The sequence below is a fragment of the Streptomyces sp. NPDC102258 genome, assembly GCF_055584685.1.
This window is the reverse complement of sequence record NZ_JBVJLO010000011.1, coordinates 99,278-124,689: the sequence shown is the minus strand read 5'-3', so window position 1 is coordinate 124,689 and position 25,412 is coordinate 99,278. Positions and strand designations below refer to the sequence as shown.

The following is a 25,412-nucleotide window of genomic DNA, read 5'->3' as shown; positions in this document are numbered from 1 at the left end:
CTGCCCGACCGCCTGGCGACCGCCCGGCGTGGACCCGTCGCACCTCGTGCCACGGGTCCACGGCCGGGCGAAGCCGGCTCAGGGCCCCAGGGGGTCAGACCCTCAGAGGCCTCAGGCGCCGAGCTGCGGGAGCGCCTCGGTGGCGATCCGCTCGAAGACGGCCTCGTCGGCGGCGAAGTCGGAGTCCGGGATCGGCGCGTGGATGACGATCTCGGTGAAGCCCAGGTCGCGGTGGCGGCCCGCGAAATCGACGAACGCGTCCACGGACTCCAGCATCGAGCCGCGCTCGGGGGTGAAGCCGGTCAGCAGGACCTTCTCGATGGAGTCGGACTCCCGCCCGATCTCCGCCAGGGCCTTCTCCAGCTTCGCCACCTGGCCGCGCAGGGCTTCCAGCGACTGATCGGGCGTGCCTTCGAAGACCTTCGGGTCACCGGCGGTCACCCAGGCCTGGCCGTGGCTCGCGGCGAGCTTCACCCCACGCGGGCCGGTCGCGGCCACCGCGAAGGGGAGCCGAGGCCGCTGGACGCAGCCGGGAATGTTGCGGGCCTCCTGGGCGGCGTAATAGGTGCCGTGGTGGGTGAGGGCGTCCTCGGTCAGCAGCCGGTCCAGTAGCGGTACGAATTCCGCGAACCGGTCGGCGCGCTCGCGCGGGGTCCACGCCTCCTGGCCCAGTGCCACCGCGTCGAAGCCGTTGCCGCCCGCGCCGATGCCGAGGGTGATGCGCCCACCGGAGATGTCGTCCAGCGTCATGAGGTCCTTCGCCAGGGTCACCGGGTGCCGGAAGTTCGGCGAGGTCACCAGCGTGCCGAGGCGGAGCCGGTCGGTGACGGCGGCAGCGGCGGTCAGGGTGGGCACCGCCGCGTACCAGGGGCCGTCGCGGAAGGTCCGCCAGGTGAGGTGGTCGTAGGTGTAGGCGGTGTGGAACCCGAGCCGCTCGGCCCGCTCCCACTGGGCGCGGCCGCCCTCGTGCCAGGGGCGGACCGGGAGGATCACAGTGCTCAGACGCAGACTCATGCCCGCGAGCCTACGACCGCTTTCGCACCAACCGCACCTTCCGCCCCGGGGGCCGTCCCCGGGCGGGAGGCCGTGTTTCACGTGAAACATCCCGGCCGGGGAGGGGCGGGGAGGCGTGTTTCACGTGAAACATCTCGGTCCGAGCTGGTCGGGGCGCGGGAGCCCATGGGCGAAGATGGAGCGGTGACCTCGGCTCCCCAGCGCCCGGACGGGCCCACCCCCGCGCCCCGGCTCATCGCCACCGATCTTGACGGCACCCTGCTGCACGACGACAAAACAGTCTCGCGCCGCACGGTCGCCGCGCTCGCCGCCGCCGAGGAGGCCGGGATCGAGGTCTTCTTCGTCACCGGCCGGCCGGCCCGCTGGATGGATGTGGTCAGCGATCACGTCCAGGGCCACGGTCTGGCGATCTGCGCCAACGGCGCCGCCGTGGTCGATCTGCACGCCGGCCGGGAGTTCGTGGAGGTCCGTGCGCTGCCCCGGGAGACCGCGCTCACGGTCGTGCAGACCCTGCGCAAGGCCGCTCCCGGCACCTCCTTCGCCGTCGAGCGGACCACCGGCATCAACTACGAGCCGGCCTACCCGCCGTTCTTCCAGGATCCCGGCGCCACTGTCGCGACCGCCGAGAAGCTGTTGCACGAGGAGCCCGAGGACACGGCACCCGTGCTGAAGCTGCTCGCGCACCACGCCCAACTGGCCCCGGACGAGTTCCTCGCCCTGGCGCGCTCGGCGGCCGGGGCCTATGCCTCGATCACCCGTTCCAGCCCGACCGCCCTGCTGGAGATCAGCGGGCTCGGCGTGTCCAAGGCCAGCACCCTGGAACGCTGCTGCACCGAGCGCGGCATCACCCCCGCCGAGGTCGTCGCCTTCGGGGACATGCCGAACGACATCGAGATGCTCCGCTGGGCCGGGAACTCGTACGCGATGGGCAACGCCCACCCCGATGTGATCGCGGCCGCGTCGGGCCGTACGGTCGCCAACAACGAGGACGGCGTGGCCGTGGTCATCGAGCGCATCGTCGCCGAACGCACCGCGGCCGCCCGCCACGACGGCTGACGGCTGACGGCTGACGGCTGACGGCTGACGGCTGACGGCTGACGGTTAAACCGGGGCCTCCCACACCAGGGTGGTTCCGCCGCCGTTCTCGCCGACGCCGGGTCCGTAGTGGCTCGACCCGCCCAGCGATTCCGCCCTGCGGCGCAGGTTCCGCAGACCGCTGCGCCGGCCACCCTCCGGCATGCCGACACCGTCGTCGGCGACCTCCAGCCGCACCCCGGGCCGGCCATCGGCCAGGGTGACGGTGGAATCGAGCACCACCTCGATGCGGGACGCCTCCGCGTGCCGGAACGCGTTCGAGAGGGCCTCGCGCAGGGCGGCGATCAGGTTCTTGCCCACCAGTTCACCGACGACCGAGTCGATCGGCCCCAGGAAGCGGTGCGCGGGCTTGAAGCCCAGCGGCACGGCGGCCATGTTGATCTCCCTCAGCACCCGCGTGCGCAGTCCCGAAGGCGCCTCGGCCGGGCCCTGCTGGAGCGCGAAGATCGCGGTGCGGATCTCCTGGATCGTCACGTCCAGCTCGTCGACGGCCTTGCCGACCCCGTCGCGCACTTCGGGAACGATGGACCGCCGCTGGGCGCCCTCCAGCATCATCCCGGTGGCGAACAACCGCTGGATCACGAGGTCGTGCAGGTCACGGGCGATCCGGTCGCGGTCCTCGAACACCGCGAGCCGCTCCCGGTCGCGCTGCGCCTCGGCCATCATCAGGGCGAGCGCGGCCTGTGAGGCGAACTGCGTGGCCAGGGTCCGCTCGGACTCGCTGAAGGGTCTTTTCCCACGGGCCCGTGGAGTGACCAGGGCACCCAGGACCCGGCCGCCACTGTGCAGCGGCAGCATCATGCAGGGCCCGTACTGACTGGTCAGCCGGCTGATCATGCGCGGGTCGCTGGCGGCGTCCGCCACGAACACCGGCTCCCCCCGCAGCAGCTTGTGCACGACGGGGCTCTCGGCGGGGATCACCACGCCGAGCGAGGTGGCCGGGTTCTCGGCGGAAACGGCGACGATCTCCATCCCGCCCTCCTCGGCGGGCAGCATCACGATCCCGGCGGCCGAGTCGGCCAGCCGCCGGGCCTGTTCGGCCACCACCGCCAGGGCGTCGTCCGCGTCCCCGCCGGACAGCAGCGCGGTGGTGACGGCCACGGACCCGTCGATCCACCGCTCGCGCTGGGTGGCGGCCTCGTACAACCGGGCGTTGCCGATGGCGATGCCCGCCTCGGTGGCCAGGACCCGGACCATGTGGACGTCGTAGTCGTTGAACTCGCCGCCGCCGTTCTTCTCGGCGAGGTAGAGGTTGCCGAAGATCTCTCCCCGCACCCGGATCGGCACGCCGAGGAAGGTCTTCATGGGCGGGTGGTGCGCGGGGAATCCGGATGCCCTCGGATCCTTCGTCAGGTCGGTGAGGTGCACCGTGTCGGGATGGGAGATCAGCGCCCCGAGCAGGCCCCGCTTCCCGTCCGGGCGGTGTCCGATCTTCCGCGCCAGTTCGGAACTGACCCCGAAGGTGACGAAGTCCGAAAGGCCCCGGCCCTCGGTGTCGACGACGCCGATCGCCGCGTAGCGGGCGTCCGCGAGCTCGGCGGCGGTCTCGCAGATGCGGTCGAGCGTGGAGTGCAGTTCGAGGCCGGTGCCGACGGAGCGCATGGCTTCCAGGAGCTGCGGCACCCGAGCGGTCAGCTCGGTCGACAGCCCCTGGAGGCTCCGGGTGGCACGGGTGGCGGCCTCCAGCGGGTCCGGTGTTTCCCCTGTGGGACCCGGTGATTCCTGAGACTCCTGCGCTGACATGCCCTTGAGAGTAGTTAGTCCCCTTTAGGAGGGAAAGTCAGCATGGTGGAACTCGGCCAGGGTCCCGTCCGCCTCCCTCTCCCGGTCCAGCAGCCGGCGCAGCGGGCCCTCGGCCGACGCAAGCTCCCCGTACGGACCCCGTTGGACGACGGCGCCCCGGTCCAGCACGAGCACCTCGTCCACCGCCTCAAGTCCGGCGAGCCGGTGCGTGATCAGCACGGTGGTCCGGCCCTCGGTGGCCGCCAGCAGGTCCGCCGTCAGGGCGTCGGCGGTGGCCAGGTCCAGGTGCTCGGCCGGCTCGTCCAGCACCAGCACCGGGAAGTCCGCGAGCAGCGCCCGCGCCAGGGCCAGCCGCTGGCGCTGACCGCCGGAGATCCGCTCCCCGTGCTCGCCGACCAGTGTGTCCAGCCCGTTCGGCAGCCCGTCCGCCCACTCCAGCAGCCGGGCCGAGGCGAGTGCCCCGCGCAGCTGCTCCTCGCTCGCCCCGGTCCGGGCCAGGCGCAGGTTCTCCCGTACCGAGCTGTCGAAGAGGTGTGCGTCCTGGGCGCACAGCCCCACCACACGGCGTACGTCGTCGCCGTCGAGGGACCGCGCGTCGGTCCCGCCCAGGGTGTAGGCGCCTTCACCCGGGTCCAGGAACCGCAGCAGGACCTGGGCGAGGGTGGTCTTGCCGGAGCCCGAGGGCCCGACGACCGCGATGCGCCGGCCCGCTTCCAGGGTCAGGTCCAGCCCCCGCAGCGCGTCCCGCTCCTGACCCGGATGGCGGGCGGCCAGCCCGGACAGGCGCAGCGGGAACGGCGAGGCGGGCAGCTCACCCGGTACGGCCGGCTCGGCGACCGGCACCGGAGCGTCGATCACCTCGTAGACCCGCTCGGCGCTACGGCGTACCCGCTGCCGGTACTGGACGGCCAGCGGCAGTCCGCTGACCGCCTCGAAGGCCGCGAGCGGAGTCAGGACGACCACCGCCATGGCCACGCCGGACAGGCGTCCGGAGGCGACGGCGCCCGCACCCGCCAGCGCCGCGCACACCACGGTCAGCCCGCACACCAGCGCGGACAGCCCGCTGCCGAGCCCGGTGGCGGCGGCTCCGCGCGAGGCGATCCGGGTCAGTACGCCGTCGCTCTGACGGGCCCGCGCCTTCCGGTCGGCGAGGGCACCGGCCACGGTGAGTTCGGCGGTACCGGTTAGCAGGTCGGTCACCCGCGTGGCGAGCTCGCCCCGCGCCGGAGCCAGCCGCCGCTCGGCGGACCGCGCGCAGGCCCCGCTGACCAGCGGCACCCCGACCCCCGCCAGCAGCAGGCCCACCGCGAGGGCGGCTCCTGCCTCGGGCAGCAGCCAGGCGGTGAACGCCACCGACCCGGTGCCGACGAGCACGGCGGTCCCCACCGGCAGCAGCCAGCGCAGCCAGTAGTCCTGGAGGGCGTCGGCGTCGGCCACCAGCCGGGACAGCAGGTCCCCGCGCCGCTGCTCGCGCAGCCCGGCGGGCGCGATCCGCTCCAGCCGCCGGTACACCGAGACCCGCAGGTCCGCGAGCATCCGCAGGACGGCGTCATGCGACACCAGCCGCTCGGCGTACCGGAAGACGGCCCGCCCGATGCCGAAGGCCCGCGTGGCCGTGACGGCCACCATCAGATAGAGCACGGGCGGCTGCTGCGAGGCCCTGGAGATCAGCCACCCCGACACCGCCATCAGACCGACGCCGCAGCCGACGGCCAGCGCCCCCATCAGCAGCCCCAGCCGGAAGCGGCCCCGCCACGCCGACGCCACCGCCCGCACCCGCCGCAAGGGGTCGCCGCCGGTGTCGGCGCCACCGGCCCGCTCCCGCTCGGGCGCCGCACCGAGCACCCACTCCCCGGGATCGGACACCTCCGCCGCCGACCGATGCGCAGCGCCCTCGGGCCCGGAGCCGGGTGCCGCGGGCGCGGAGCCGGGTGCCGCGGGCGCGGAGCCGGGTGCCGCGGGCAGGACCGGAGCGCCCTCGCCCACCGGCACCACCCGGTCGGCCACGGCCAGCAGCGCCGGCCGGTGCACCACCAGCAGCACGGTCCGGCCGACCGCGAGACGGCGTACGGCCTCCACCACGGCGGCCTCGGTCTCCCCGTCCAGGGCCGCAGTCGGCTCGTCCAGCAGGAGCACCGGCCGGTCCGCGAGGAACGCCCGGGCCAGGGCCAGGCGCTGGCGCTGGCCGGCCGACAGGCCCACCCCGCCCTCACCGAGCGGGGTGCGCGCCCCGTTCGGCAGGGCGGACACGAACTCCCACGCCCCGGCGTCCCGCAGCGCCGCCTCCACGGCCTCGTCGCCCGCGTCGGGACGGGCCAGCCGTACGTTCTCGGCGATGGTCCCCGCGAACAGGTGCGGACGCTGCGGCACCCAGGCCACCCGCGCCCGCCACTGCTCGGGGGAGAGCGCGGCCAGGTCGGCGTCCCCGATCCGGACCTGCCCGGCGGTCGGCGTCACGAAGCCCAGCAGCACGCTCAGCAGCGTGGACTTGCCCGCCCCGCTGGGCCCGGTGAGGGCCACGCATTCGCCGGCCCCGACGGTGAAGGACACCGGGCCGGGCGAGCTCGTACTCCGGCCCTCGTAGCGGACCTCGACCGCGTCGAACGTGATGCGCTGCGCGCCGGCCGGCACGGACAGTCCGCCGCCGGTCGCGGGTGCCGGGGTCTCCAGGACCTCGAAGATCTCCTCGGCGGCCGCGAGTCCCTCCGCCGCCGCGTGGTACTGCGCTCCGACCTGGCGCAGCGGCAGATAGGCCTCCGGGGCCAGGACCAGGATCACCAGTCCGGTGTACAGGTCGAGTTCCCCGTGTACGAGCCGCATGCCGATGGTCACCGCGACGAGGGCGACCGACAGGGTGGCGAGCAGCTCCAGTGCGAACGAGGAGAGGAAGGCGATGCGCAGCGTGCGCATCGTGGCCCGGCGGTAGTCGTCGGTGATCTTGCGGATGGATTCGGCCTGCGCCTTGGCCCGGCCGAACACCTTGAGTGTCGGCAGCCCCGCCACCACGTCCAGGAAGTGGCCCGAGAGCCGGGACAGCAACCGCCACTGGCGGTCCATCCGGCTCTGGGTGGCCATCCCGATCAGGGCCATGAACAGCGGAATGAGCGGCAGCGTGACCACGATGATGGCCGCCGAGACCCAGTCCTCGGTGACGATCCGGGCCAGGACCGCCACCGGAACCACCACCGCGAGTCCCAGCTGGGGCAGGTAGCGGGAGAAGTAGTCGTCGAGCGCGTCCACTCCCCGGGTCGCCAGGGCCACCAGTGAACCGGTGCTGTGGCCGCTGAGCCGGCCGGGCCCGAGGTCCGCCGCCCGCTCCAGGAGCCGGCCCCGCAGCTCCGACTTTACCGCCGCGCTGGCCCGGTGCGCGGCCAGCTCGGTCAGCCAGGCAACCAGGGCGCGCCCCAGAGCCACCGCGGCGAGCAGCGACAACGGGGTCCGCAGTGCCCCGCCGTCGAGCCCGTCCTCGAAGGCGCCGACCACGATCTCGGCGATGAGCATCGCCTGACCGACCACCAGCCCCGCTCCGAGGAGCCCCAGGGCCACCACCGCCGCGAGGAAGATGCGGGTGGAACGGGCGTACCGCAGCAGGCGCGGGTCGATCGGTTTCACGTGAAACATCCCCTCGGCAGGGTCGGGCAGGAGGTCCGGCGCGGTCTCAGTGCGCGTCGGAGATGTGCTGCGTACCGATGCGCTTGCGGAACACCCAGTACGTCCAGCCCTGGTAGAGCATGACGAGCGGCGTGGCCACGCCCGCGCACCAGGTCATGATCTTCAAGGTGTACGGGGTCGACGAGGCGTTGCTGACCGTGAGGCTCCAGGCGTCGTTCAGCGAGGACGGCATGACGTTCGGGAACAGCGTCAGGAAGAGCATCGCGACGGCCGCCGCGATGGTCACGCCCGACAGGGCGAACGACCAGCCCTCCCGGCCCGCCAGGTTGAGGCCGAGGGCCGCGACCAGCGCCACCACCGCGACGGCCATGGCGATCAGGCTCCAGCGGTCACCGCGCGAGACCTGGGTCCAGGTCAGGAAGACCAGGGCGAGCACGGCGGTCACCACGCCCAGCCGGGTCGCCAGCGCACGCGAGCGGTCCCTGATGTCCCCGACCGTCTTCAGCGAGGTGAAGACCGCTCCGTGGAAGGTGAAGAGGCTGAGGGTGACCAGGCCGCCGAGGATCGAGTAGACGTTGATCAGGTCGAGGAAGGTGCCGACGTACTCCAAGTTCTTGTCGATCTTCACCCCCTGGACGATGTTGGCGAAGGCCACGCCCCACAGGAACGCCGGGATCAGAGAGGTCCAGAAGATCGCGTGTTCCCAGTTGCTCTGCCACTTGTCCTCGGGCCGCTTGTGGCGGTACTCGAAGGCGACGCCCCGGATGATGAGGCAGACCAGGATGAGCAGCAGCGGCAGGTAGAACCCGGAGAAGAGGGTGGCGTACCACTCGGGGAAGGCGGCGAAGGTGGCGCCGCCGGCCGTGAGCAGCCAGACCTCGTTGCCGTCCCAGACCGGTCCGATCGTGTTGATCAGGACCCGCTTCTCGGTCCGGTCGCGGGCGAGCAGCTTGGTCAGGACGCCGACTCCGAAGTCGAAGCCCTCCAGGAAGAAGTAGCCGGTCCACAGGACGGCGATGAGTACGAACCAGACGTCGTGGAGTTGCATGATGCGGTCTCCTCAGCCTCAGTACGAGAAGGCCATCGGCCGGTCGGGGTTCTTGTCGTCCCCGCCGATCTTGGTGGGCGGGTTGAGGTCGTCCTCGGTCAGCTCGGGAGGACCTGCTTTGACGTACTTGACCAGGAGCTTGACCTCGATCACGGCGAGCACGGCGTAGAGCAGGGTGAAGCCGATCATCGAGGTGAGCACCTCACCCTGGGTCACTCCCGGCGACACCGCGTCGCGGGTGCGCAGGACTCCGTACACCACCCAGGGCTGGCGGCCCATCTCGGTGAAGATCCAGCCCCACGAGTTGGCGATGAGGGGGAAGCCCATGGTCCAGAGGGCGACGACCCAGTAGAGGTGGGTGAACCGGGGGCTCAGCGCCTTCTTGAAGAGGACCAGGTGCGGGACCTCGTCCTCGCCGGTGCGCAGGGCCGGCGGCAACAGGAAGCGCTTGCGGGTCAGCCAGAGCCCCAGCATGCCGACTCCGAGGGAGGCCATACCGAAGCCGATCATCCACCGGAAGCCCCAGTAGGCGACGGGAATGTTCGGCCGGTAGTCACCGGGGCCGAACTTCTCCTGCTCGGCCTTGTTGACGTCGTTGATACCGGGAACGAAGGACTCGAAGTTGTTGTCGGCCAGGAAGGACAGCAGGCCGGGGATCTCGATCGCGACCTTGTTGTGGCCCTTGTCGACGTCGCCGTAGGAGAAGACGGAGAAGGGCGCGGGCGCCTCGCCGTCCCAGAGCGCCTCGGCGGCGGCCATCTTCATCGGCTGCTGCTTGAACATCACCTTGCCGAGGAAGTCACCGCTGATGGCGGTGCCCAGGCCGGCGATGATCATGACGACCAGGCCGAGCCGCAGCGAGGTGCGCATCACGGGGACGTGCCTCTTGCGGGCGAGGTGGAAGGCCGCGATGCCGACCATGAACGCGCCGCCGACCAGGAAGGCGGCCGTGATGGTGTGGAAGAACTGGGTGAGCGCGGTGTCCTGGGTGAGGACGCGCCAGAAGTCGGTGAGCTCGGCCCGGCCGCGCTCCTCGTTGATCCGGTACCCGACCGGGTGCTGCATCCAGGAGTTCGCCGCGAGGATGAAGTACGCGGACAGGACGGTGCCGATGGAGACCATCCACATGCAGGCCAGGTGGATCTTCTTCGGCAGCTTGTCCCAGCCGAAGATCCACAGGCCGATGAAAGTCGACTCGAAGAAGAAGGCGATGAGGGCCTCGAAGGCGAGCGGCGCGCCGAAGATGTCGCCGACGAAGCGCGAGTAATCGGACCAGTTCATGCCGAACTGGAACTCCTGGACGATGCCGGTGACCACGCCCATCGCGATGTTGATCAGGAAGAGCTTGCCCCAGAACTTCGTCGCCTTGAGGTACTTCTCCTTCTCCGTCCGCACCCACGCCGTCTGCAGGATCGCGGTCAGCGCGGCGAGCGAGATCGTCAGCGGAACGAACAGGAAGTGGTAGACGGTGGTGATGCCGAATTGCCATCGCGCCAGAGTCTCTGGCGCCAGAGCTAGGTCCACGTCCTCGTCTCCTTCGGGTCGCCGTGGTCACAGCGTCGGTTTTGCCGGGGCGCATCCCCACCCAAGTCAGGAGGTAACGGGACACGCTTGTGAACGCGTTCACATTCACAAGCATTATGGCGCACCGGCTTCGGCGACTTTCAGCCGGGGGTCCCCTAGCCAAGACATTCAACAGATTGTTGAATCTGCGCTATGAAGATTCGATTCTCCTGGCCCGCGGGCCATCTCACGGCGACCCTCGAAGACACTCCGACGAGCAAGGCCCTGACCGCCGCGCTCCCCATCTCGGCGTCCGCCAACCTCTGGGGCGAAGAGGTCTACTTCGACACCGGCGTCTGCGTGGCGCTGGAGGCCGACGCCCGCCAGGTGGTCGAGCCGGGCACGGTCGCGTTCTGGACCGAGGGGAACGCGCTCGCGCTGCCGTACGGTCCGACGCCCATCTCGCGCGGAGACGAGAGCCGCCTGGCGAGCCCGTGCAACGTGCTCGGCTCATTCGACGGCGACCCCCGCCTGCTGGCCACCGTCCGCGACGGCGACCCCATCCGCGTGGAGCTCGCGTAGCCCCGTCGGGCTCCCACCCGACGGGCGCCACGGCTCCGCCTCCGACCACCTCTCCTCGAAACCGAGGACTACCCCTCCGCGCGGAGCACTACAGCTCCGTGAACAGCACTACAGCTCCGTGAAGAGCGCTCCATCCGCTGAGAGCACTACATCTCCTTGAAGAAGGCCTCCGCCGTGTGCAGGAAGAGGTCGTTCGCCTCGGTCTCACCGATCGTGACCCGCAGGCCCTCGCCCGCGAAGGGCCGGACCACCACACCGGCCCTCTCGCAGGCCGCCGCGAACTCCACGGTCCGCTCCCCCAGCCGCATCCACACGAAGTTGGCCTGCGTGTCCGGAACGGTCCAGCCCTGCGCCAGCAGCGTGTCGTGCACCCGCGAGCGCTCGCCCACCAGCGCCCCGACCCGGCCCATCAGCTCGTCCTCCGCCTGCAGCGAGGCCACCGCGGCGTCCTGCGCGAGCTGGCTCACGCCGAAGGGCACCGCCGTCTTGCGCAGCGCCGCGGCCACCGGCTCGTGCGCCACGGCGAAGCCGACCCGCAGGCCGGCGAGCCCGTACGCCTTGGAGAACGTACGCAGCACGGCGACGTTGGGGCGGCTGCGGTAGAGCTCGATGCCGTCCGGGACGTCGGTGTCGCGCACGAACTCGCGGTACGCCTCGTCCAGCACCACCAGGATGTCCGAGGGGACCCGGTCCAGGAAACGTTCCAGCTCGGAGCGGCGCACCGCGGTACCGGTGGGGTTGTTGGGGTTGCAGACGAAGATCAGGCGCGTCCGGTCGGTGATCGCGGCGGCCATGGCGTCAAGGTCGTGCACGTCCCCGTCGGTCAGCGGGACCTGTACGGACGTCGCGCCGGAGATCTGCGTGATGATCGGGTAAGCCTCGAAGGACCGCCAGGCGTAGATGACCTCATCGCCCGGGCCGGCCGTCGACTGGATCAGCGACTGGGCCACGCCCACCGAGCCGGTGCCCGTGGCGATGTGCTCCACCGGCACCCCGAAGCGCTCCGCCAGCTCGTTCACCAGGCCGGTGCACGCCATGTCCGGGTAGCGGTTGAACCGGCCCGCGGCCGCGACCGCGGTCTCCAGGACACCCGGCAGCGGCGGGTACGGGTTCTCGTTCGAGGACAGCTTGAACGCCGCGGCCCCGCCCTCGGCGGCGGGCTTGCCGGGCTTGTAGGTGGGAATGCCGTCCAGCTCGGCGCGCAGCCTCGGGCTCTTCTCGCTCACCGCAGGTCCTCCTCGACCGTCCCGTCGACGACCCCGTCGACTCAATACTGCTCACCATATGAGGATTCCGCCGATCCGAGAATGGCGGGCGCCAGGAACACTGGGGGAGCGCACGCATATATGCGCGCGCCGGTGGCCCGCGCCGTGGCGCGCATCCCTCGTACAGGTGAGTTGCGGCGGGTCCGGAGCGGCTCCGTTTTGGCATGCTCTTACCCGCCGACAAGGCCCACCCTTGTCGCGAGCCGTCAAGGCCCTGCATTTCCAAGGTCATTGGGGGTGGCGAACCTTGCAGAATCGTGCCTGTCAACGCGTGCATATGCATCCGGACCACCCACCCCTCCGAGCCCTACTATCGGCTCGCCATGACAGCAGCAGGGAAGCACCAGGTGAGCCGGACCGAGACCACCCGGCGGGCCGGCGGCCGACAAGGCCGCGCCGGCATCAGAGACGTGGCCGCCGCGGCGGGCGTCTCCATCACGACCGTCTCCGACGCCCTCAATGGCAAGGGGCGGCTGCCGGACGCCACCCGGCGCCACGTCCGAGAAGTGGCCGACCGGCTGGGCTACCGCCCCTCCGCCGCCGCCCGCACCCTCCGTACCGGCAAGTCCGGCCTCATCGGCCTGACCGTGACCACGTACGGGGATGAACCTTTCACCTTCACCGAATTCGCCTACTTCGCCGAGATGGCCCGGGCCGCCACCTCCGCCGCGCTCGCCCGCGGCTACGCCCTCGTCATCCTCCCCGCCACCTCACGGCACGACGTCTGGTCCAACGTGGCCCTGGACGGCACCGTCGTGATCGACCCCTCCGACCACGATCCGGTCGTCAGCGAACTCGTCCGCCAAGGCCTGCCCGTCGTCTCCGACGGCCGCCCGGCCGGCACCCTCCCCGTCACCGCCTGGGTCGACAACGACCACGAGGCCGCCGTACTGGGCCTGCTCGACCACCTCGCCGCCGCCGGAGCCCGCCGCATCGGGCTCCTGACCGGCACCACCACCGACACCTACACCCGGCTTTCCACGACCGCCTACCTCAGCTGGTGCGAGCGCGTCGGACAAGATCCCGTCTACGAGTCCTACCCGGCCCACGACCCGTGCGCCGGCGCCGTCGCCGCCGACCGGCTCCTCGCCCGGCCCGACCGGCCGGACGCCGTCTACGGCCTGTTCGACCCCAACGGCACCGACCTGCTCGCCGCCGCCCGCCGCTACGGGCTGCGCGTCCCCGAGGACCTGCTCCTGGTGTGCTGTAGCGAATCGACCGTCTACGCGACCACCGAGCCGCCCATCACCACCCTCTCCCTGAAGCCGCGCCGCATCGGCACCGCCGTCGTGCAGCTGCTGATCGACGCGATCGAGGGGGTCGACACCGGTGGGCCCGTCGAACAGGTCGTCCCGACCGAGCTGATCATCCGTACCTCGTCCCAGCGCAGGACACCCCGGACCACCGTCAGCCCACCCCGCTCACCGGCCCAGGACTGACCTCCACAGGGCCACAACGGCGGGGCCGACAGCCCCGCCGAGGATTCGGCAACACCGATATCGGGAGAAAACGGCAGGAAGGACCGGCTCCGACCAGGATTCACCACCCCTGGTGCGTCACAGAGCGCGAGCCGCATTCCTATGATGGGCGCACGACATCACGGACCCTCCGCCCAGGAGGCCAGGAGGGTCCGCAGGTGTACGGCAGCGCGACGGTGGTGGAGGGGTCGATGACTCAGGGGGCCGGTCAGGGACCCGCGATGCGGACGGACACGCTGCGGGACTTCCGGGTGCCGGTCAGCGAACCCGGCCCGTACCCCGTGCCCGCCGGGCAGCCCGGCGAGGGAGCGGTGTACGGCGAGTACCCCGCCTACTACGCGGAGGGCGCGCCCGGGGCGGAGTTCCCCGGCGCCGAAGCCGAAGCCGAGGACGACGGCTACACGCCGACGCAGCGGGACCTGCCCGTCATCAGCCGTGGCGCGGTGCCCGGCGGACCCGGCGACACCGTCCAGGTCCAGTACGTGCCACAGGAAGCCCAGGCCGCCGGCCCCGGCCCCCTCTACGTGGTCGGCGACGTGCACGGATACCTCGACGAACTCATCGCCGAGCTCCAGGCCCAGGGCCTCATCGACGCCGATTGCCACTGGTCCGCCGGGAACGCCCGGCTCTGGTTCCTCGGCGACTTCACCGACCGCGGTCCCGACGGCATCGGGGTCATCGACCTCGTCATGCGGCTGTCCGCCGAAGCCGCCGCCGCGGGCGGCTACTGCAAGGCCCTGATGGGCAATCACGAACTGCTGCTCATCGGTGCCAAGCGGTTCGGCGACACGCCGGTGCAGTCCGGCGCCGGTACCGCCACCTTCCAGGCGGCCTGGCTGCTCAACGGCGGCCAGCGCAGCGACATGGACCGGCTGGAGGACGTCCACCTGCAGTGGATGTCCCGGCTGGACGCGGCCACCCTGGCCGACGGACACCTGCTCCTGCACTCCGACACCACCGCCTACCTCGACTACGGCGACTCCATCGAGGATGTCAACGACACGATCCACGAGCTGCTCAACCGCCACGACGCGGACATCACGTGGGACCTGTTCCGGAAGTTCACCAAGCGGTTCGCCTTCCGCGACGAGGAGACCGGCCCCGACGCCGTACGCGAACTCCTCGGCACCTACGGCGGCGGCCGCGTCGTGCACGGGCACAGCCCCATCCCGTACCTGCTCGGCGAAGTGGGCACCGAGGACGGTGACGAGTCGCGCGGCCCCGAGGCCGTGGACGGGCCGCACGTGTACGCCGACGGACTGGCCATCGCCATGGACGGCGGCGTCACCATGGCCGGCAAGCTCCTCGTCGTTCAACTACCTCTGAGCGACTGAGCGTTCTCGGAGCGGGGTATTTCAGCAAAGCCCCTGTCACCGCGTGGCAGGGGCGCTCTACCATCGCTCTGTCCGTAGCAGGCTCTCCTCCGTTTGTGCCGGCGCCCGGGTCTACGCGGGCATACCGGCTTCTACGGAGCATCGGGGGATGCACATGACCAGCGCTCCGCACCTGCTGACCGAAGACCGGCCCGAGTTCAACCGGCTCCTCGACGAGGCGTTGCGCACCGCGGACGAACGGCCCGAACTCGCCACTCTGGGCGAACGGCTGAACGCCGAACAACTGCGCACGATGGCCCTGGGCGCCACCGCCCTGCTCACCGCGGCGGCTGCCGCCGAGTACGACCATTACGTGAAGCTCCGCGAGGAGCTGCGCGACGCGGCCCTGAGATCGCCCGTCAGCGACGGCGAGGACGGGTTCGACGGCCAGGGCGACGGCGGCGGCGCCGGTGTGAGCGCCGTGGTCGGCGTCCTCGCCCCGGTCCTCGCGGGTACGGCCATGCTGATCTTCCTGCTGGTGGGCTACAGCCTGAAGCTGCTCGAACCCGCACCGGCGTTCGCCGACACCATGCTGACGGCGGGCTGGCTGTTCGGCGCGCTGACCGTGGCCGCCCTGCTCTTCGCGGTGATCGGACTGCTGGTGACCGCGATACGCAACGGCTCCACGGAGGTGGCCGCCGAGGAGACCGTGTCCCTGCCCGACGAGCTCTCCCGCGCGCGCGAGGCCTGGCGCCACGCCCTGCTGGAGCGAGGCATCGTGCCGTTCCTGCGGGACGCCCTGGCCGATCCGAGTGCCGGGCCGGGCTATCCCGTACCCCGCACCCCGGAGGCCGGACGCATCCCCAATCTGGGGTACTCCCGGCCCGACTTCAGCAGCCCGGGCACCCGCTCACAGGACCCCCGGCCCGGCTACACGCCCCCCGACTTCACCAGCCCGGACTTCGGCGGCCCGGAAACCGGCCCGGAGTAGCCCGGGCCCGCGCCCCGGCCCGTAGCTGTTTCACGTGAAACCACGACATCCCGTCGGTGTTTCACGTGAAACACCGACGGGATGCGCCTAGCCCGCGGACCGCTCGCTCAGCGGGCGCCGACGCCGATGGGTGTCCGTCAAGGCCGGGTGACGCCAGACCCCGTCCGGGTGGTACAGGTTCCCGCCCGGCGGAGCGATCTCGTCGATCCGGTCGAGCACCGCATCGTCCAGGACCAGGGCGGCGCCCTTCACCAGCGATTCCATCTGTTCCATCGTCCGCGGCCCGATGATGACGGAGGTGACCGCCGGATGTGCGACGGGGAAGGCGACCGCCAGCTCCGGAAGCGTGCAGCCGATCTCCTCGGCCAGCTCGACGAGCCGCTCCACGGCCTCCAGCTTGGCCATGTTGCCCGGGATCGCCGGATCGAAGCGCGCCGGGTGCAGCGCTGCCCGTCCCGAGGTCAGGTCCACGGGCCTGCCGAGACGCTGCTTGCCGCTCAGGAAGCCGGACGCGAGCGGACTCCAGGTCAGCACGCCCATCCCGTAGCGCTGGGCGACCGGCAGGACATTGGCCTCGATGCCCCGCGCGAGGATCGAATACGGCGGCTGCTCGGTCCGGAAGCGGGGCAGCGCCCGCCGCTCGGCGACGTGATGGGCCTCGACGAGTTCCTCGGCCGGGAAGGTCGAACACCCGAAGGACCGGATCTTTCCGGCCCTGACCAGGTCACCGAGGACGGCCAGTGTCTCCTCGACATCGGTCGTGTGGTCCGGCCGGTGCACCTGGTAGAGGTCGATCCAGTCGGTGTCGAGCCTGCGCAGGCTGTCTTCCACGGCCCGCGTGATCCACCGCCGGGAGTTCCCGCTGCGGTTGCGGCCCTCTCCCATCTGGAAGTGGACCTTCGTGGCGAGCACGACGTCGTCACGCCGCCCCTTGAGCGCCTTGCCGACGATCACCTCGGACTCGCCGGCCGAGTACATGTCCGCGGTGTCCACGAAGTTGATGCCCCGGTCGAGCGCGGCATGGATGATCCGGACGCACTCCTCGTGGTCCGGATTCCCCACCGCCCCGAACATCATGGTGCCGAGGCACTGCGCACTCACCTCGATGCCGGTCCCGCCCAGATTTCGGTATCGCATGGTCATGCGGCCGCACTCTAGGAGCTGGAGCGCACTCCAGCGCAAGAGCTTTCCGTGGCTCGTCCGGCCCCCTCCGGACACGTGCGGCTCCCGGACGGCGGTGGTCCGCCGCCCGGGAGCCGCACTCCCCCCGATGTGTCCGGTCAGTCCGCCAGTGGCAGGTACACCCGGTTCCCGGCGGCGGCGAACTCCGCGGACTTCTCCGCCATGCCCGCCTGGATCTCCTCGGCCTTCAGGTCGCCGCCGTGCTCGCGGCGGATGTCCTGGGAGATCTTCATGGAGCAGAACTTCGGACCGCACATGGAGCAGAAGTGCGCGGTCTTCGCGGGCTCAGCCGGAAGCGTCTCGTCGTGGAACTCGCGGGCCGTGACCGGGTCGAGGGCCAGGTTGAACTGGTCCTCCCAGCGGAACTCGAACCGCGCGTCCGACAGGGCGTCGTCCCATTCCTGAGCGCCCGGGTGGCCCTTGGCCAGGTCGGCGGCGTGGGCGGCGATCTTGTACGTGATCACGCCGGTCTTCACGTCGTCCCGGTTCGGCAGGCCCAGGTGCTCCTTGGGCGTGACGTAGCAGAGCATCGCGGTGCCCCACCAGGCGATCATCGCGGCGCCGATGCCGGAGGTGATGTGGTCGTATGCGGGCGCGACGTCCGTGGTGAGCGGGCCGAGCGTGTAGAACGGCGCCTCCTCGCAGATCTCCTGCTGGAGGTCGATGTTCTCCTTGATCTTGTGCATCGGGACGTGGCCCGGGCCCTCGATCATCGTCTGGACGTTGTGGCGCTTGGCGATCGTGTTGAGCTCGCCCAGCGTCTTCAGCTCCGCGAACTGCGCGGCGTCGTTGGCGTCCGCGATGGAGCCGGGACGCAGACCGTCGCCGAGCGAGTACGTGACGTCGTAGGTCGCCAGGATGTCGCAGAGTTCCTCGAAGTTCGTGTAGAGGAAGTTCTCCTTGTGGTGCGCCAGGCACCAGGCGGCCATGATCGAGCCGCCGCGCGAGACGATGCCGGTCTTGCGGCGGGCGGTGAGCGGCACGTAGGGCAGCAGCACGCCGGCGTGGACCGTCATGTAGTCGACGCCCTGCTCGGCCTGCTCGATGACCGTGTCCTTGTAGATCTCCCAGGTCAGCTCCTCGGCGCGGCCGTCGACCTTCTCCAGCGCCTGGTACAGCGGCACGGTGCCGATCGGGACGGGGGAGTTGCGCAGCACCCATTCGCGGGTGGTGTGGATGTTGCGGCCGGTCGAGAGGTCCATGACCGTGTCGGCACCCCACTTGGTGGCCCAGGTCATCTTGTCGACCTCCTCCTCGATGGAGGAGGTGACCGCGGAGTTGCCGATGTTGGCGTTGACCTTCACCAGGAAGCGCTTGCCGATGATCATCGGCTCGATCTCGGGGTGGTTCACGTTGGCGGGAAGTACCGCGCGGCCTGCGGCGATCTCCTCGCGGACGACCTCGGGGGAGACGTTCTCGCGGATCGCGACGTACTCCATCTCCGGGGTGATCTCACCACGGCGGGCGTACGCGAGCTGCGTGACGGCGGCGCCGCCGCGACCGCGTCGGGGCTGGCGGGGGCGGCCGGGGAAAACCGCGTCGAGGTTCTTGAGGCCGCCGCGCGGCGAGGTGTGCTTGATGCCGTCGTCCTCGGGGCGCACGGGACGGCCCGCGTACTCCTCGGTGTCACCGCGGCCGATGATCCAGTTCTCGCGCAGGGGTGCCAGGCCCCGGCGCACGTCGGTCTCGATCTGCGGGTCGGTGTACGGACCGGACGTGTCGTAGAGCGTGACGTCCGTGCCGTTGGTGAGGTGGACCTGGCGGACCGGCACCCGGATGTCCGGGCGGGAGCCCGCCAGGTAACCCTTGTGCCAGCCGGGCTGGCGCTCGGTCTGGCCGTCGGCGTCCTGGCTGACGGCAGGCGTGCGTGCGTCCTGAATGGTCATGAGACCTGATCTCCCTACGCCGGCATTACCCGGTAACAGGTTCGGCGGTCGACGCAGCCTCTTCCCGTACGCCTTGTCATGCGCGTACGGTGATCAGCGCCCTCTCAGCCCGGTGCTCCGAGCTCCCGCGTTGTGCAAAGGTGCCCCCACGCTAGCGCCACCTGTGGCGTGCTGAACAGTGGGCCCCCTCATCTCTTGCGATGATCTGCCGGTGACGTCCTCGCCGCAGCGCCCCAACGAACCCACGGACCACCACGGCCACACCGGTCACGAGCACACGCCTCACGGACCGGCGGCCGGTGCCTCCCACGGCCATGCGCACGGCCACAGTCATGGCCACGGGCCGGCGGCCCCCGTCTCCAGGCACCTGCGCAGGGTCATCGCGGCGGTACTGATCCCCTTCGCCGCCGCCGTCTTCATCGGCATGGCAGTGCTCTGGCCGGGCGGGGCCCCGGCACACGAACGGACCGGGGTGGGCTTCGACCGTCAGACCCAGCAGGGCACGGTCGTCGCTTTGGCGAAGGTCGACTGCAAATCGGTGAACGCCTCGCAGGTGCCGCCGACCGGCGACACCTCCACCCCCGAGGGACGCGAGGCGCAGGCCGCGCAGACCGGCGAGTGCAAGAAGGCGACCGTCGAGGTCGGCAGCGGCCCGGACAAGGGCCGGGCCTTCTTCGAGATCGTCCAGCCGGGCGCGCCGCGGCAGTTGGAGAAGGGCCAGGAGGTGGTGGTCGCGTACGCGCCGGACGCCCCGCACGACCTCCAGTATTCCGTGATCGACGTGAACCGGAAGTGGCCGATCACGCTGCTGGCCGCGATCTTCGCGGTGGCGGTCGTCGTGGTCGGACGGATCCGCGGCGTCTTCGCCCTCATCGCGCTGGTGGTCAGCTTCGGGATCCTGACGCTGTTCATCCTCCCGGCGATCCTCCAGGGCTCGAACCCTCTGCTCGTCGCGGTCATCGGAGCCAGCGCGATCATGCTGATCGCCCTCTACATGTGCCACGGGCTGACGGCCAGGACCTCGGTCGCCGTCCTCGGAACCCTCGCCTCCCTGCTGTTGATCGGGCTGATGGGCTCGCTGTTCGTCGACTGGGCGTTCCTGAGTGGCAACACGGACGACAACACCGGACTGATCCACGGCCTCTACCCGTCCATCGACATGAGCGGTTTGCTGCTCGCGGGTGTGATTATCGGTTCCCTCGGCGTGCTCGACGACGTGACCGTGACGCAGACCTCGGCCGTCTGGGAACTCCACCAGGCCGACCCGAAGATGGGCTCGCGGGCCCTGTACGGGGCGGCCATCCGGATCGGCCGCGACCACATCGCGTCGGTGGTCAACACCCTGGTGCTCGCCTACGCGGGCGCCGCACTGCCCTTGTTGCTGCTGTTCTCCATCGCGAACAGCAGTATGGGGTCGGTGGCCAACAGCGAGCTCGTCGCGGAGGAGATCGTACGGACCCTCGTGGGGTCGATCGGGCTCGTGGCCTCGGTCCCCATGACGACGGCGCTCGCGGCACTGGTGGTCTCCGCCGACCGGCCGGGACATCCGGCCTCCGGCGCGCCCGCGAAGCCGGGTCGCGGCGGCCGGGGCCGTCGGCGCAAGCGCTGACGGGGTCGGGTCCTCACACTCACGGGTCGAACACGTACGGGCAGGGACGCAAGGGCGCACGCGGCGCGCGACGACGGGTGGCCGGGGGCCGACGGCCGTTTCCTCAGCCGGCGTTCTGCTCGTTCTGCCGCGACCCGGCGAGGATCTTGCCGAGCTCCTCGTCGAGGTTCTCCTCGAAGTCGCCGAGGCTGCGCTCCTGACCCAGCGGAACCAGCCGGTCGGTGCGGTCCAGGAAGGCGACGAGCGGCGCCGCGCTCGCGCGGAACAGGGCCCGGTCCCCGGCGACCTGCAGCCGGATGTGGACGTCGGACAGTCCCTCCGGGTGGGTGGGGGCGATGTGCACGTCCCCGTCGCCGCACGGCTTGTTGATGCCGTCGAGCAGCAGTTCCCGGCCGAACGCCCACGTCACCGGGGCGTCGCCGGGGAGGTGGAAGGTCAGGCGCACCGCGTAGGGGTCGCGGGACTCGTACCGGAGCTCCACCGGGATCCGGAACGAGAGTTCCTCGGAAACGAGGAAGCTCATCATGACCTCTGCCTGTACCGACTCGCGCATTGCCTACCCCGTTGTTGTGGAAGTGGCCGGAATGGTCCCTCTAGGCCGTCTTGACAAGGGTGGGGGAAGCGCCCGCAGATCACAAGGAGTGAGTTTTCAGATACTGATAGAGAAAGAGAGGCTGCTCAGCAGCGCGCCGACTTCTCGACGCAGACGATCGACTACGGACAGCAACCGATCCTCTTGGTGCAAGGGAAGAGAAATGGCCATCGTCGCAGCGGTGTCGCCGGCGGTGATCGGGATGGCGGCGCACACCGTTCCGAGGGAGTACTCCTGCCGCTCGATCACGGGCTGCATCCGTTCCAGCGAACCGATGCGCGCTTCCAGGGCGGCCATGTCCCGCACGGTGTAAGGGGTGATGGCCGCCACGGGGTGGCGGTCGTAGTAATCCTTGCGCGTCTTCTCGTCGAGCTGGCCGAGCAGGCACTGCCCGATGGCGTGCGCGTGACCGGTCTCGCGGAAATCGGCCCACTCCTCGCAGGCCGGGGCGGCCGGGGAGTCGCTGACGCCCACCACCTCGATCTCCCCCTCGCGGTAGACCGCGAAGTAGACGGGCGCGCCGACGGCGTCGCGGAAGTGCGCGAGCGAGTCGAGGATCATGCTGCGACGTTTCTGCTGGAGCCCACCACCGGCCAGCCGGCCGGTCGCGTCGCCGAGCAGGAACACCCCCCTCTCCCTGCGCAGATAGCCCTCATGCGTCAGGGTGCGCAGCAGGTGGTAGGCCGTGGGGAGCGGGAGCCCGGCTTCGCGCGCCAGTTGTTTCGCCGGAGCTCCCCCGCCATGGGATCCCACCGCTTCCAGCAGCCGCAGCGCCCGCTGCACCGAACCGATGAGGGTCGGCACGCCGGCGTTGTGGACCGAAGACAATGCTCACCCCCAGGGAACGGCGCAGATCGCGACCCTATCCAGCGGTGTGGGGGCGTGGGCGATTTGGCCGGTGCCGTTCCCCCTCCTGGGTCAATCCGCTTACCGCTCCCGAGTGGTTGCCCGTAACGGGAGGCCCTGTCGCTCCCGCTGGAGACCCCTGCCTCCGCGGGCGTCCTACCAGTCGCTGGAGGAGGCCTTCGCGCCGCGGCCCGTGAACTTCTTGACCACGAAGATCAGACCGCCGACGAGGGCGACGAAGAGCAGCGCCTTGAAGGCGAAGGTGATCAGCGTGCTGAGGATGCTGAGGATCACCCCGCCGAAGACGAACAGCGCCAGCAGCGGAACGGCCACCCACTTGACCCACCAGGGCGTGCCCGCGAACGTCGCTCGGATGCCGTCCATGTTCCTACCTCTTCCTCGTCCGTGACTTCCTGCTCCGATGCTAGGAGCGCGCGGCCGGCGGCGGGGGACCGCGAGCCCCCGGAACCCCCTGATCCACCCCCTAGGGGCTCAGGGTCCGCGACCCTCAGCCCCTCGGACCGCTCAGCCCTCCGGCGGGGAGAAGACCACCATCACCTTCAACGGCTCGGTGATGTGGTGGAACTTGTGGGGCACCCCGGCCGGCACGTAGACGACGCTGCCGTTCGCCACCGCCGTCGTCTCCTCTCCGACCGTGATCGAGGCACGTCCGCTCACCACGAAGTACACCTCGTCCTGTCGGTGCGGCTGCTGCGGGTCGCTCTGCCCGGCTTCCAGGGCGTACAGCCCCACCGACATGTTGCGCTCGCGCAGGAACTGGAGGTAGGCGCCGTCATTGGCGGCCCGTTCCGCTTCGAGCTCGTCCAGCCTGAAGGCCTTCATCCTTGTCGTGCCCCTCGCCCTGGTTCGGTGATGTCGTGGGATCCGCTGATCTGCCGATGTCCCACCGGGATCTTCTCTGCCACGATCAGACACATGACGAATTTCGTAGTCAAGACGCTCGCCAACGCGGCGGCCCTCGCCGTCGCCGTCTGGCTGGTCTCCGGAATCACTCTCGACGACGGCAGCAGTACGGGCCGCCGCGCCCTCACCCTGATCCTGGTGGCGCTGGTCTTCGGCCTCGTCAACCTGATCGTCAAGCCCGTGGTCAAGCTGCTGTCGTTCCCGCTGTTCGTCCTCACCCTCGGCCTGTTCACGCTCGTCGTGAACGCGCTGATGCTGATGCTGACCTCCTGGCTGGCCGAGAAGTTCAGCCTCAGCTTCCACGTCGACGGCTTCTGGACCGCCGTCCTCGGCGGGCTCATCATCTCGCTCGTCTCCTGGGCCTTGAACCTGGCCCTCCCCGACAAGGACTGAGCGGGCCTCCGCAGAACGCCGCACGCACCGCCCCGAAGGAGACCACCCCGTGAACGATCACCCCGGCGTCGGGGCCCCCGCCACCGACCGATTCGCGGACGCCGGCCGGTACGCGGACGCCACGCGCGCCGTGCGCGCCGGACTGCCCGAGCCCGTCAAGAACGAACCGCCCCTGCCCGGGCCGGTCTTCGCAGCCCACTTCCACCTCCCCGGTGACGTGGCGGGCCCGTACACCTACGGCCGCGACACCAACCCCACCTGGACCCTGCTGGAGCGCGCCATCGGGGAACTGGAGGCGCCCGGCCGGGAGGTGGACACCATCGTCTTCGCCTCCGGCATGGCCGCGATCTCCGCCGTCCTGCTCTCCCAGGCCCGTACCGGTGACACCGTCGTCCTGCCCGACGACGGCTACCAGGCGCTCCCCCTGGTCCGCGAGCAGCTGGAGGCGTACGGGATCCACGTGCGCACCGCGCCGACCGGCGAGGACGCACAGCTCACCGTCCTCGCCGGGGCCCGGCTGCTGTGGATCGAGACCCCCTCCAACCCCGGCCTCGACGTGTGCGACGTACGCCGTCTCGTGGCGGCCGCACACGAGGGCGGCACCCTCGTCGCCGTCGACAACACCCTCGCGACCCCGCTCGGGCAACGGCCGCTGGAGCTCGGCGCCGACTTCTCCGTCGCCAGCGGCACCAAGGGGCTGACCGGCCACGGCGACCTGCTCCTCGGTTACGTCGTCTGCCGCGACCCCGCCCTGGCCGCGGACGTCCGCCGCTGGCGCAAGATCGTCGGCGCGATCCCGGGGCCGATGGAGGCCTGGCTCGCCCATCGCTCGCTGGCCACCATCCAGCTGCGCACCGAGCGCCAGTGGGGCAACGCCCTGGCCGTCGCCGAGGCACTGGCCGACCGGCCCGAGGTGACCGGGCTGCGCTATCCGGGCCTGCCCTCGGACCCCTCCCACAAGACGGCGACCCGGCAGATGAGCGGCTTCGGCTCGGTCGTCTCCTTCGTCCTGCCCGACCGCGCCCACGCGGAACGCTTCATGTCCGCTCTGCGCCTGGTGGAGGACGCCACGAGTTTCGGCGGAGTACGGTCCACCGCCGAACGGCGCGGACGCTGGGGCGGCGACGCCGTGCCGGAGGGCTTCATCCGCTTCTCCGCCGGCGCCGAGGACCCGACGGACCTGGTCGCGGATGTCCTGCGGGCCCTTGCCCTGTCAGGCGCCGGGGCCTGAACGGAACGGGGTAGCCGGTCCGAGCCTCCCCCCTGGTGGCTCGGACCGCCCCGGGTTCCTTGGCCGAAGAACCACGTGAACAAGGCTAGTTGACCCAGCGTCAGAGTCCAATCACGGTAACGACAGGGGCCTATCGACATATTTATAGTTGAAGGCCCCCACCGAGAGGGGCCGCCATGGACCTGGCCCTGCTGCGCACCTTCGTCGCCGTCCACCGGGCCGGCTCCTTCACCCGGGCCGCCACGCTGCTCGGGCTGTCCCAGCCCGCCGTCACCTCACAGATCCGCACCCTGGAGCGACAGCTCGGTCGGCCCCTCTTCCACCGCCGCGCGCGCGGCGTCACCCCCACCGCCGTCGGCGACGAACTGGCCCACAAGGCGGCCCCGCACCTCGACGCGCTGCTGTGGATCACCGAGACCGAACGCTCGGCCACCGGCACCTCGCGCACCCTGCACCTCGCCGGTCCCCCCGAGTTCCTGTGCCTGCGGGTACTGCCCGCCCTGGCCCCGCTGGTCGGACAGGGACAGAGCCTGCGCACCGCCCTCGCACCCGACGCGCGCGAAACCCTCGACGGGCTGGCCTCCGGGCAGCACGACCTGGTCGTCACCACCTCCCGGCCGCGCGGCGCGCTGTTCACCGCGAGCCCGCTCTGCGACGAGGAACAGGTCCTGGTGGCCGCGCCCTACTGGGCCGCCCTGACCGATCCGGACGAACTGAGCGCGAAGGGACCGGCCGCCCTCGACGGGATCCCGGTCGTCGAGGTCCACGAGAGCCTGCCGCTGGTCACCCGCTACTGGGCCGCCGTGTTCGACTCCGTACCCGACTGCACCGCCACCGTCGTCGTACCCGACCTGCGGGCGGTACGGGAATGCGTCCGGGCGGGCGCCGGCCTCGCCGTCCTGCCCCGCTACCTGTGCGGCGACGCCCTCGCCCGCGGGGAGATCGTCGCCCTGCTGGAGCCCGCCGTGCCGCCGCTGCGCACCTGGTTCCTCGCCGCGCGGACCGGCGGCCTGGCCCTCGCACACCTCGCCCGCGCCCACGACCGCCTGCTGCGCGCCGCCGCGCACTGGTGAGCCGCCGGGTTCCGGACCGTGGCGCGTTTCAG

General features: G+C 70.8%; 21 protein-coding genes. 9 read left to right on the top strand and 12 right to left on the bottom strand.

The window, feature by feature from the left end:
• Positions 1-111: 111 nt before the first annotated feature.
• On the bottom strand, positions 112-1,014 hold the full coding sequence (locus tag ACZ6ZT_RS20120) for an LLM class flavin-dependent oxidoreductase (protein ID WP_469720848.1): 903 nt from the start codon (positions 1,012-1,014) through the stop codon (positions 112-114).
• A 165-nt stretch (positions 1,015-1,179) separates the two neighbouring features.
• On the opposite strand from ACZ6ZT_RS20120, the gene ACZ6ZT_RS20115 reads away from it, so the two are divergent.
• On the top strand, positions 1,180-2,070 hold the full coding sequence (locus ACZ6ZT_RS20115) for a Cof-type HAD-IIB family hydrolase (RefSeq protein WP_469720847.1): 891 nt from the start codon (positions 1,180-1,182) through the stop codon (positions 2,068-2,070).
• A gap of 45 nt (positions 2,071-2,115) precedes the next feature.
• Here ACZ6ZT_RS20115 and ACZ6ZT_RS20110 read toward each other — a convergent pair whose 3' ends face one another.
• The 4 genes from ACZ6ZT_RS20110 to ACZ6ZT_RS20095 are packed head-to-tail and all read right to left on the bottom strand — an operon-like array spanning position 2,116 to position 10,036.
• Positions 2,116-3,852, bottom strand: a complete 1,737-nt coding sequence (locus ACZ6ZT_RS20110) for a sensor histidine kinase (RefSeq protein ID WP_469720845.1) — start codon at positions 3,850-3,852, stop codon at positions 2,116-2,118.
• Positions 3,853-3,876: 24 nt separating this feature from the next.
• The gene (cydD, locus tag ACZ6ZT_RS20105; protein WP_469720843.1) at positions 3,877-7,473 is read right to left on the bottom strand and encodes a thiol reductant ABC exporter subunit CydD; all 3,597 of its coding nucleotides are present in this window, start codon (positions 7,471-7,473) and stop codon (positions 3,877-3,879) included.
• Between the two features lie 37 nt (positions 7,474-7,510).
• Positions 7,511-8,512: a cytochrome d ubiquinol oxidase subunit II gene (gene cydB / locus ACZ6ZT_RS20100; protein WP_469720841.1), complete on the bottom strand. Its 1,002-nt coding sequence runs from the start codon at positions 8,510-8,512 to the stop codon at positions 7,511-7,513.
• 18 nt (positions 8,513-8,530) lie between these two features.
• Positions 8,531-10,036: a cytochrome ubiquinol oxidase subunit I gene (locus ACZ6ZT_RS20095; protein WP_469720839.1), complete on the bottom strand. Its 1,506-nt coding sequence runs from the start codon at positions 10,034-10,036 to the stop codon at positions 8,531-8,533.
• Between the two features lie 192 nt (positions 10,037-10,228).
• Between ACZ6ZT_RS20095 and ACZ6ZT_RS20090 the strand changes: the two genes are divergently transcribed.
• Positions 10,229-10,597 (top strand): cyclophilin-like fold protein, encoded by a 369-nt coding sequence (locus tag ACZ6ZT_RS20090; RefSeq protein WP_469720837.1) that lies wholly within the window; start codon positions 10,229-10,231, stop codon positions 10,595-10,597.
• A gap of 146 nt (positions 10,598-10,743) precedes the next feature.
• Here the strand turns inward: ACZ6ZT_RS20090 and hisC are convergent, their stop codons facing one another.
• The gene (gene hisC / locus ACZ6ZT_RS20085) at positions 10,744-11,823 is read right to left on the bottom strand and encodes a histidinol-phosphate transaminase (protein WP_469720836.1); all 1,080 of its coding nucleotides are present in this window, start codon (positions 11,821-11,823) and stop codon (positions 10,744-10,746) included.
• Between the two features lie 362 nt (positions 11,824-12,185).
• Here hisC and ACZ6ZT_RS20080 point away from each other — a divergent pair, with 362 nt between their 5' ends.
• The 3 genes from ACZ6ZT_RS20080 to ACZ6ZT_RS20070 all read left to right on the top strand — a co-directional run bounded on the left by ACZ6ZT_RS20080 (position 12,186) and on the right by ACZ6ZT_RS20070 (position 15,644).
• Positions 12,186-13,301: a LacI family DNA-binding transcriptional regulator gene (locus ACZ6ZT_RS20080; RefSeq protein WP_469720835.1), complete on the top strand. Its 1,116-nt coding sequence runs from the start codon at positions 12,186-12,188 to the stop codon at positions 13,299-13,301.
• Positions 13,302-13,516: 215 nt separating this feature from the next.
• On the top strand, positions 13,517-14,674 hold the full coding sequence (locus ACZ6ZT_RS20075) for a metallophosphoesterase (protein ID WP_469721040.1): 1,158 nt from the start codon (positions 13,517-13,519) through the stop codon (positions 14,672-14,674).
• Between the two features lie 148 nt (positions 14,675-14,822).
• The gene (locus ACZ6ZT_RS20070) at positions 14,823-15,644 is read left to right on the top strand and encodes a hypothetical protein (RefSeq protein ID WP_469720833.1); all 822 of its coding nucleotides are present in this window, start codon (positions 14,823-14,825) and stop codon (positions 15,642-15,644) included.
• 87 nt (positions 15,645-15,731) lie between these two features.
• On the opposite strand, the gene ACZ6ZT_RS20065 is transcribed toward ACZ6ZT_RS20070, so the two are convergent.
• Positions 15,732-16,781 (bottom strand): aldo/keto reductase, encoded by a 1,050-nt coding sequence (locus ACZ6ZT_RS20065; RefSeq protein ID WP_469721038.1) that lies wholly within the window; start codon positions 16,779-16,781, stop codon positions 15,732-15,734.
• 143 nt (positions 16,782-16,924) lie between these two features.
• Positions 16,925-18,712, bottom strand: coding sequence for a phosphomethylpyrimidine synthase ThiC (gene thiC, locus ACZ6ZT_RS20060; RefSeq protein ID WP_469720832.1), 1,788 nt, complete (start codon positions 18,710-18,712; stop codon positions 16,925-16,927).
• A gap of 211 nt (positions 18,713-18,923) precedes the next feature.
• Here thiC and ACZ6ZT_RS20055 point away from each other — a divergent pair, with 211 nt between their 5' ends.
• Entirely contained in the window at positions 18,924-20,321 is a 1,398-nt protein-coding gene (locus ACZ6ZT_RS20055) for a YibE/F family protein (RefSeq protein WP_469720830.1), read from the top strand.
• A 103-nt stretch (positions 20,322-20,424) separates the two neighbouring features.
• Here the strand turns inward: ACZ6ZT_RS20055 and ACZ6ZT_RS20050 are convergent, their stop codons facing one another.
• The 4 genes from ACZ6ZT_RS20050 to ACZ6ZT_RS20035 all read right to left on the bottom strand — a co-directional run bounded on the left by ACZ6ZT_RS20050 (position 20,425) and on the right by ACZ6ZT_RS20035 (position 22,602).
• Positions 20,425-20,874, bottom strand: a complete 450-nt coding sequence (locus tag ACZ6ZT_RS20050; RefSeq protein WP_469720829.1) for an SsgA family sporulation/cell division regulator — start codon at positions 20,872-20,874, stop codon at positions 20,425-20,427.
• 96 nt (positions 20,875-20,970) lie between these two features.
• Positions 20,971-21,741, bottom strand: coding sequence for an IclR family transcriptional regulator (locus ACZ6ZT_RS20045; RefSeq protein ID WP_469720828.1), 771 nt, complete (start codon positions 21,739-21,741; stop codon positions 20,971-20,973).
• A 174-nt stretch (positions 21,742-21,915) separates the two neighbouring features.
• Positions 21,916-22,134, bottom strand: a complete 219-nt coding sequence (locus ACZ6ZT_RS20040) for a DUF5326 family protein (protein ID WP_469721036.1) — start codon at positions 22,132-22,134, stop codon at positions 21,916-21,918.
• Between the two features lie 150 nt (positions 22,135-22,284).
• Entirely contained in the window at positions 22,285-22,602 is a 318-nt protein-coding gene (locus tag ACZ6ZT_RS20035; RefSeq protein ID WP_469720826.1) for a cupin domain-containing protein, read from the bottom strand.
• A 93-nt stretch (positions 22,603-22,695) separates the two neighbouring features.
• On the opposite strand from ACZ6ZT_RS20035, the gene ACZ6ZT_RS20030 reads away from it, so the two are divergent.
• The 3 genes from ACZ6ZT_RS20030 to ACZ6ZT_RS20020 all read left to right on the top strand — a co-directional run bounded on the left by ACZ6ZT_RS20030 (position 22,696) and on the right by ACZ6ZT_RS20020 (position 25,380).
• Entirely contained in the window at positions 22,696-23,076 is a 381-nt protein-coding gene (locus ACZ6ZT_RS20030; protein WP_469720825.1) for a phage holin family protein, read from the top strand.
• A gap of 49 nt (positions 23,077-23,125) precedes the next feature.
• Entirely contained in the window at positions 23,126-24,307 is a 1,182-nt protein-coding gene (locus ACZ6ZT_RS20025; RefSeq protein ID WP_469720823.1) for a cystathionine gamma-lyase, read from the top strand.
• Between the two features lie 176 nt (positions 24,308-24,483).
• The gene (locus ACZ6ZT_RS20020) at positions 24,484-25,380 is read left to right on the top strand and encodes a LysR family transcriptional regulator (RefSeq protein WP_469720822.1); all 897 of its coding nucleotides are present in this window, start codon (positions 24,484-24,486) and stop codon (positions 25,378-25,380) included.
• Positions 25,381-25,412: the final 32 nt, after the last annotated feature.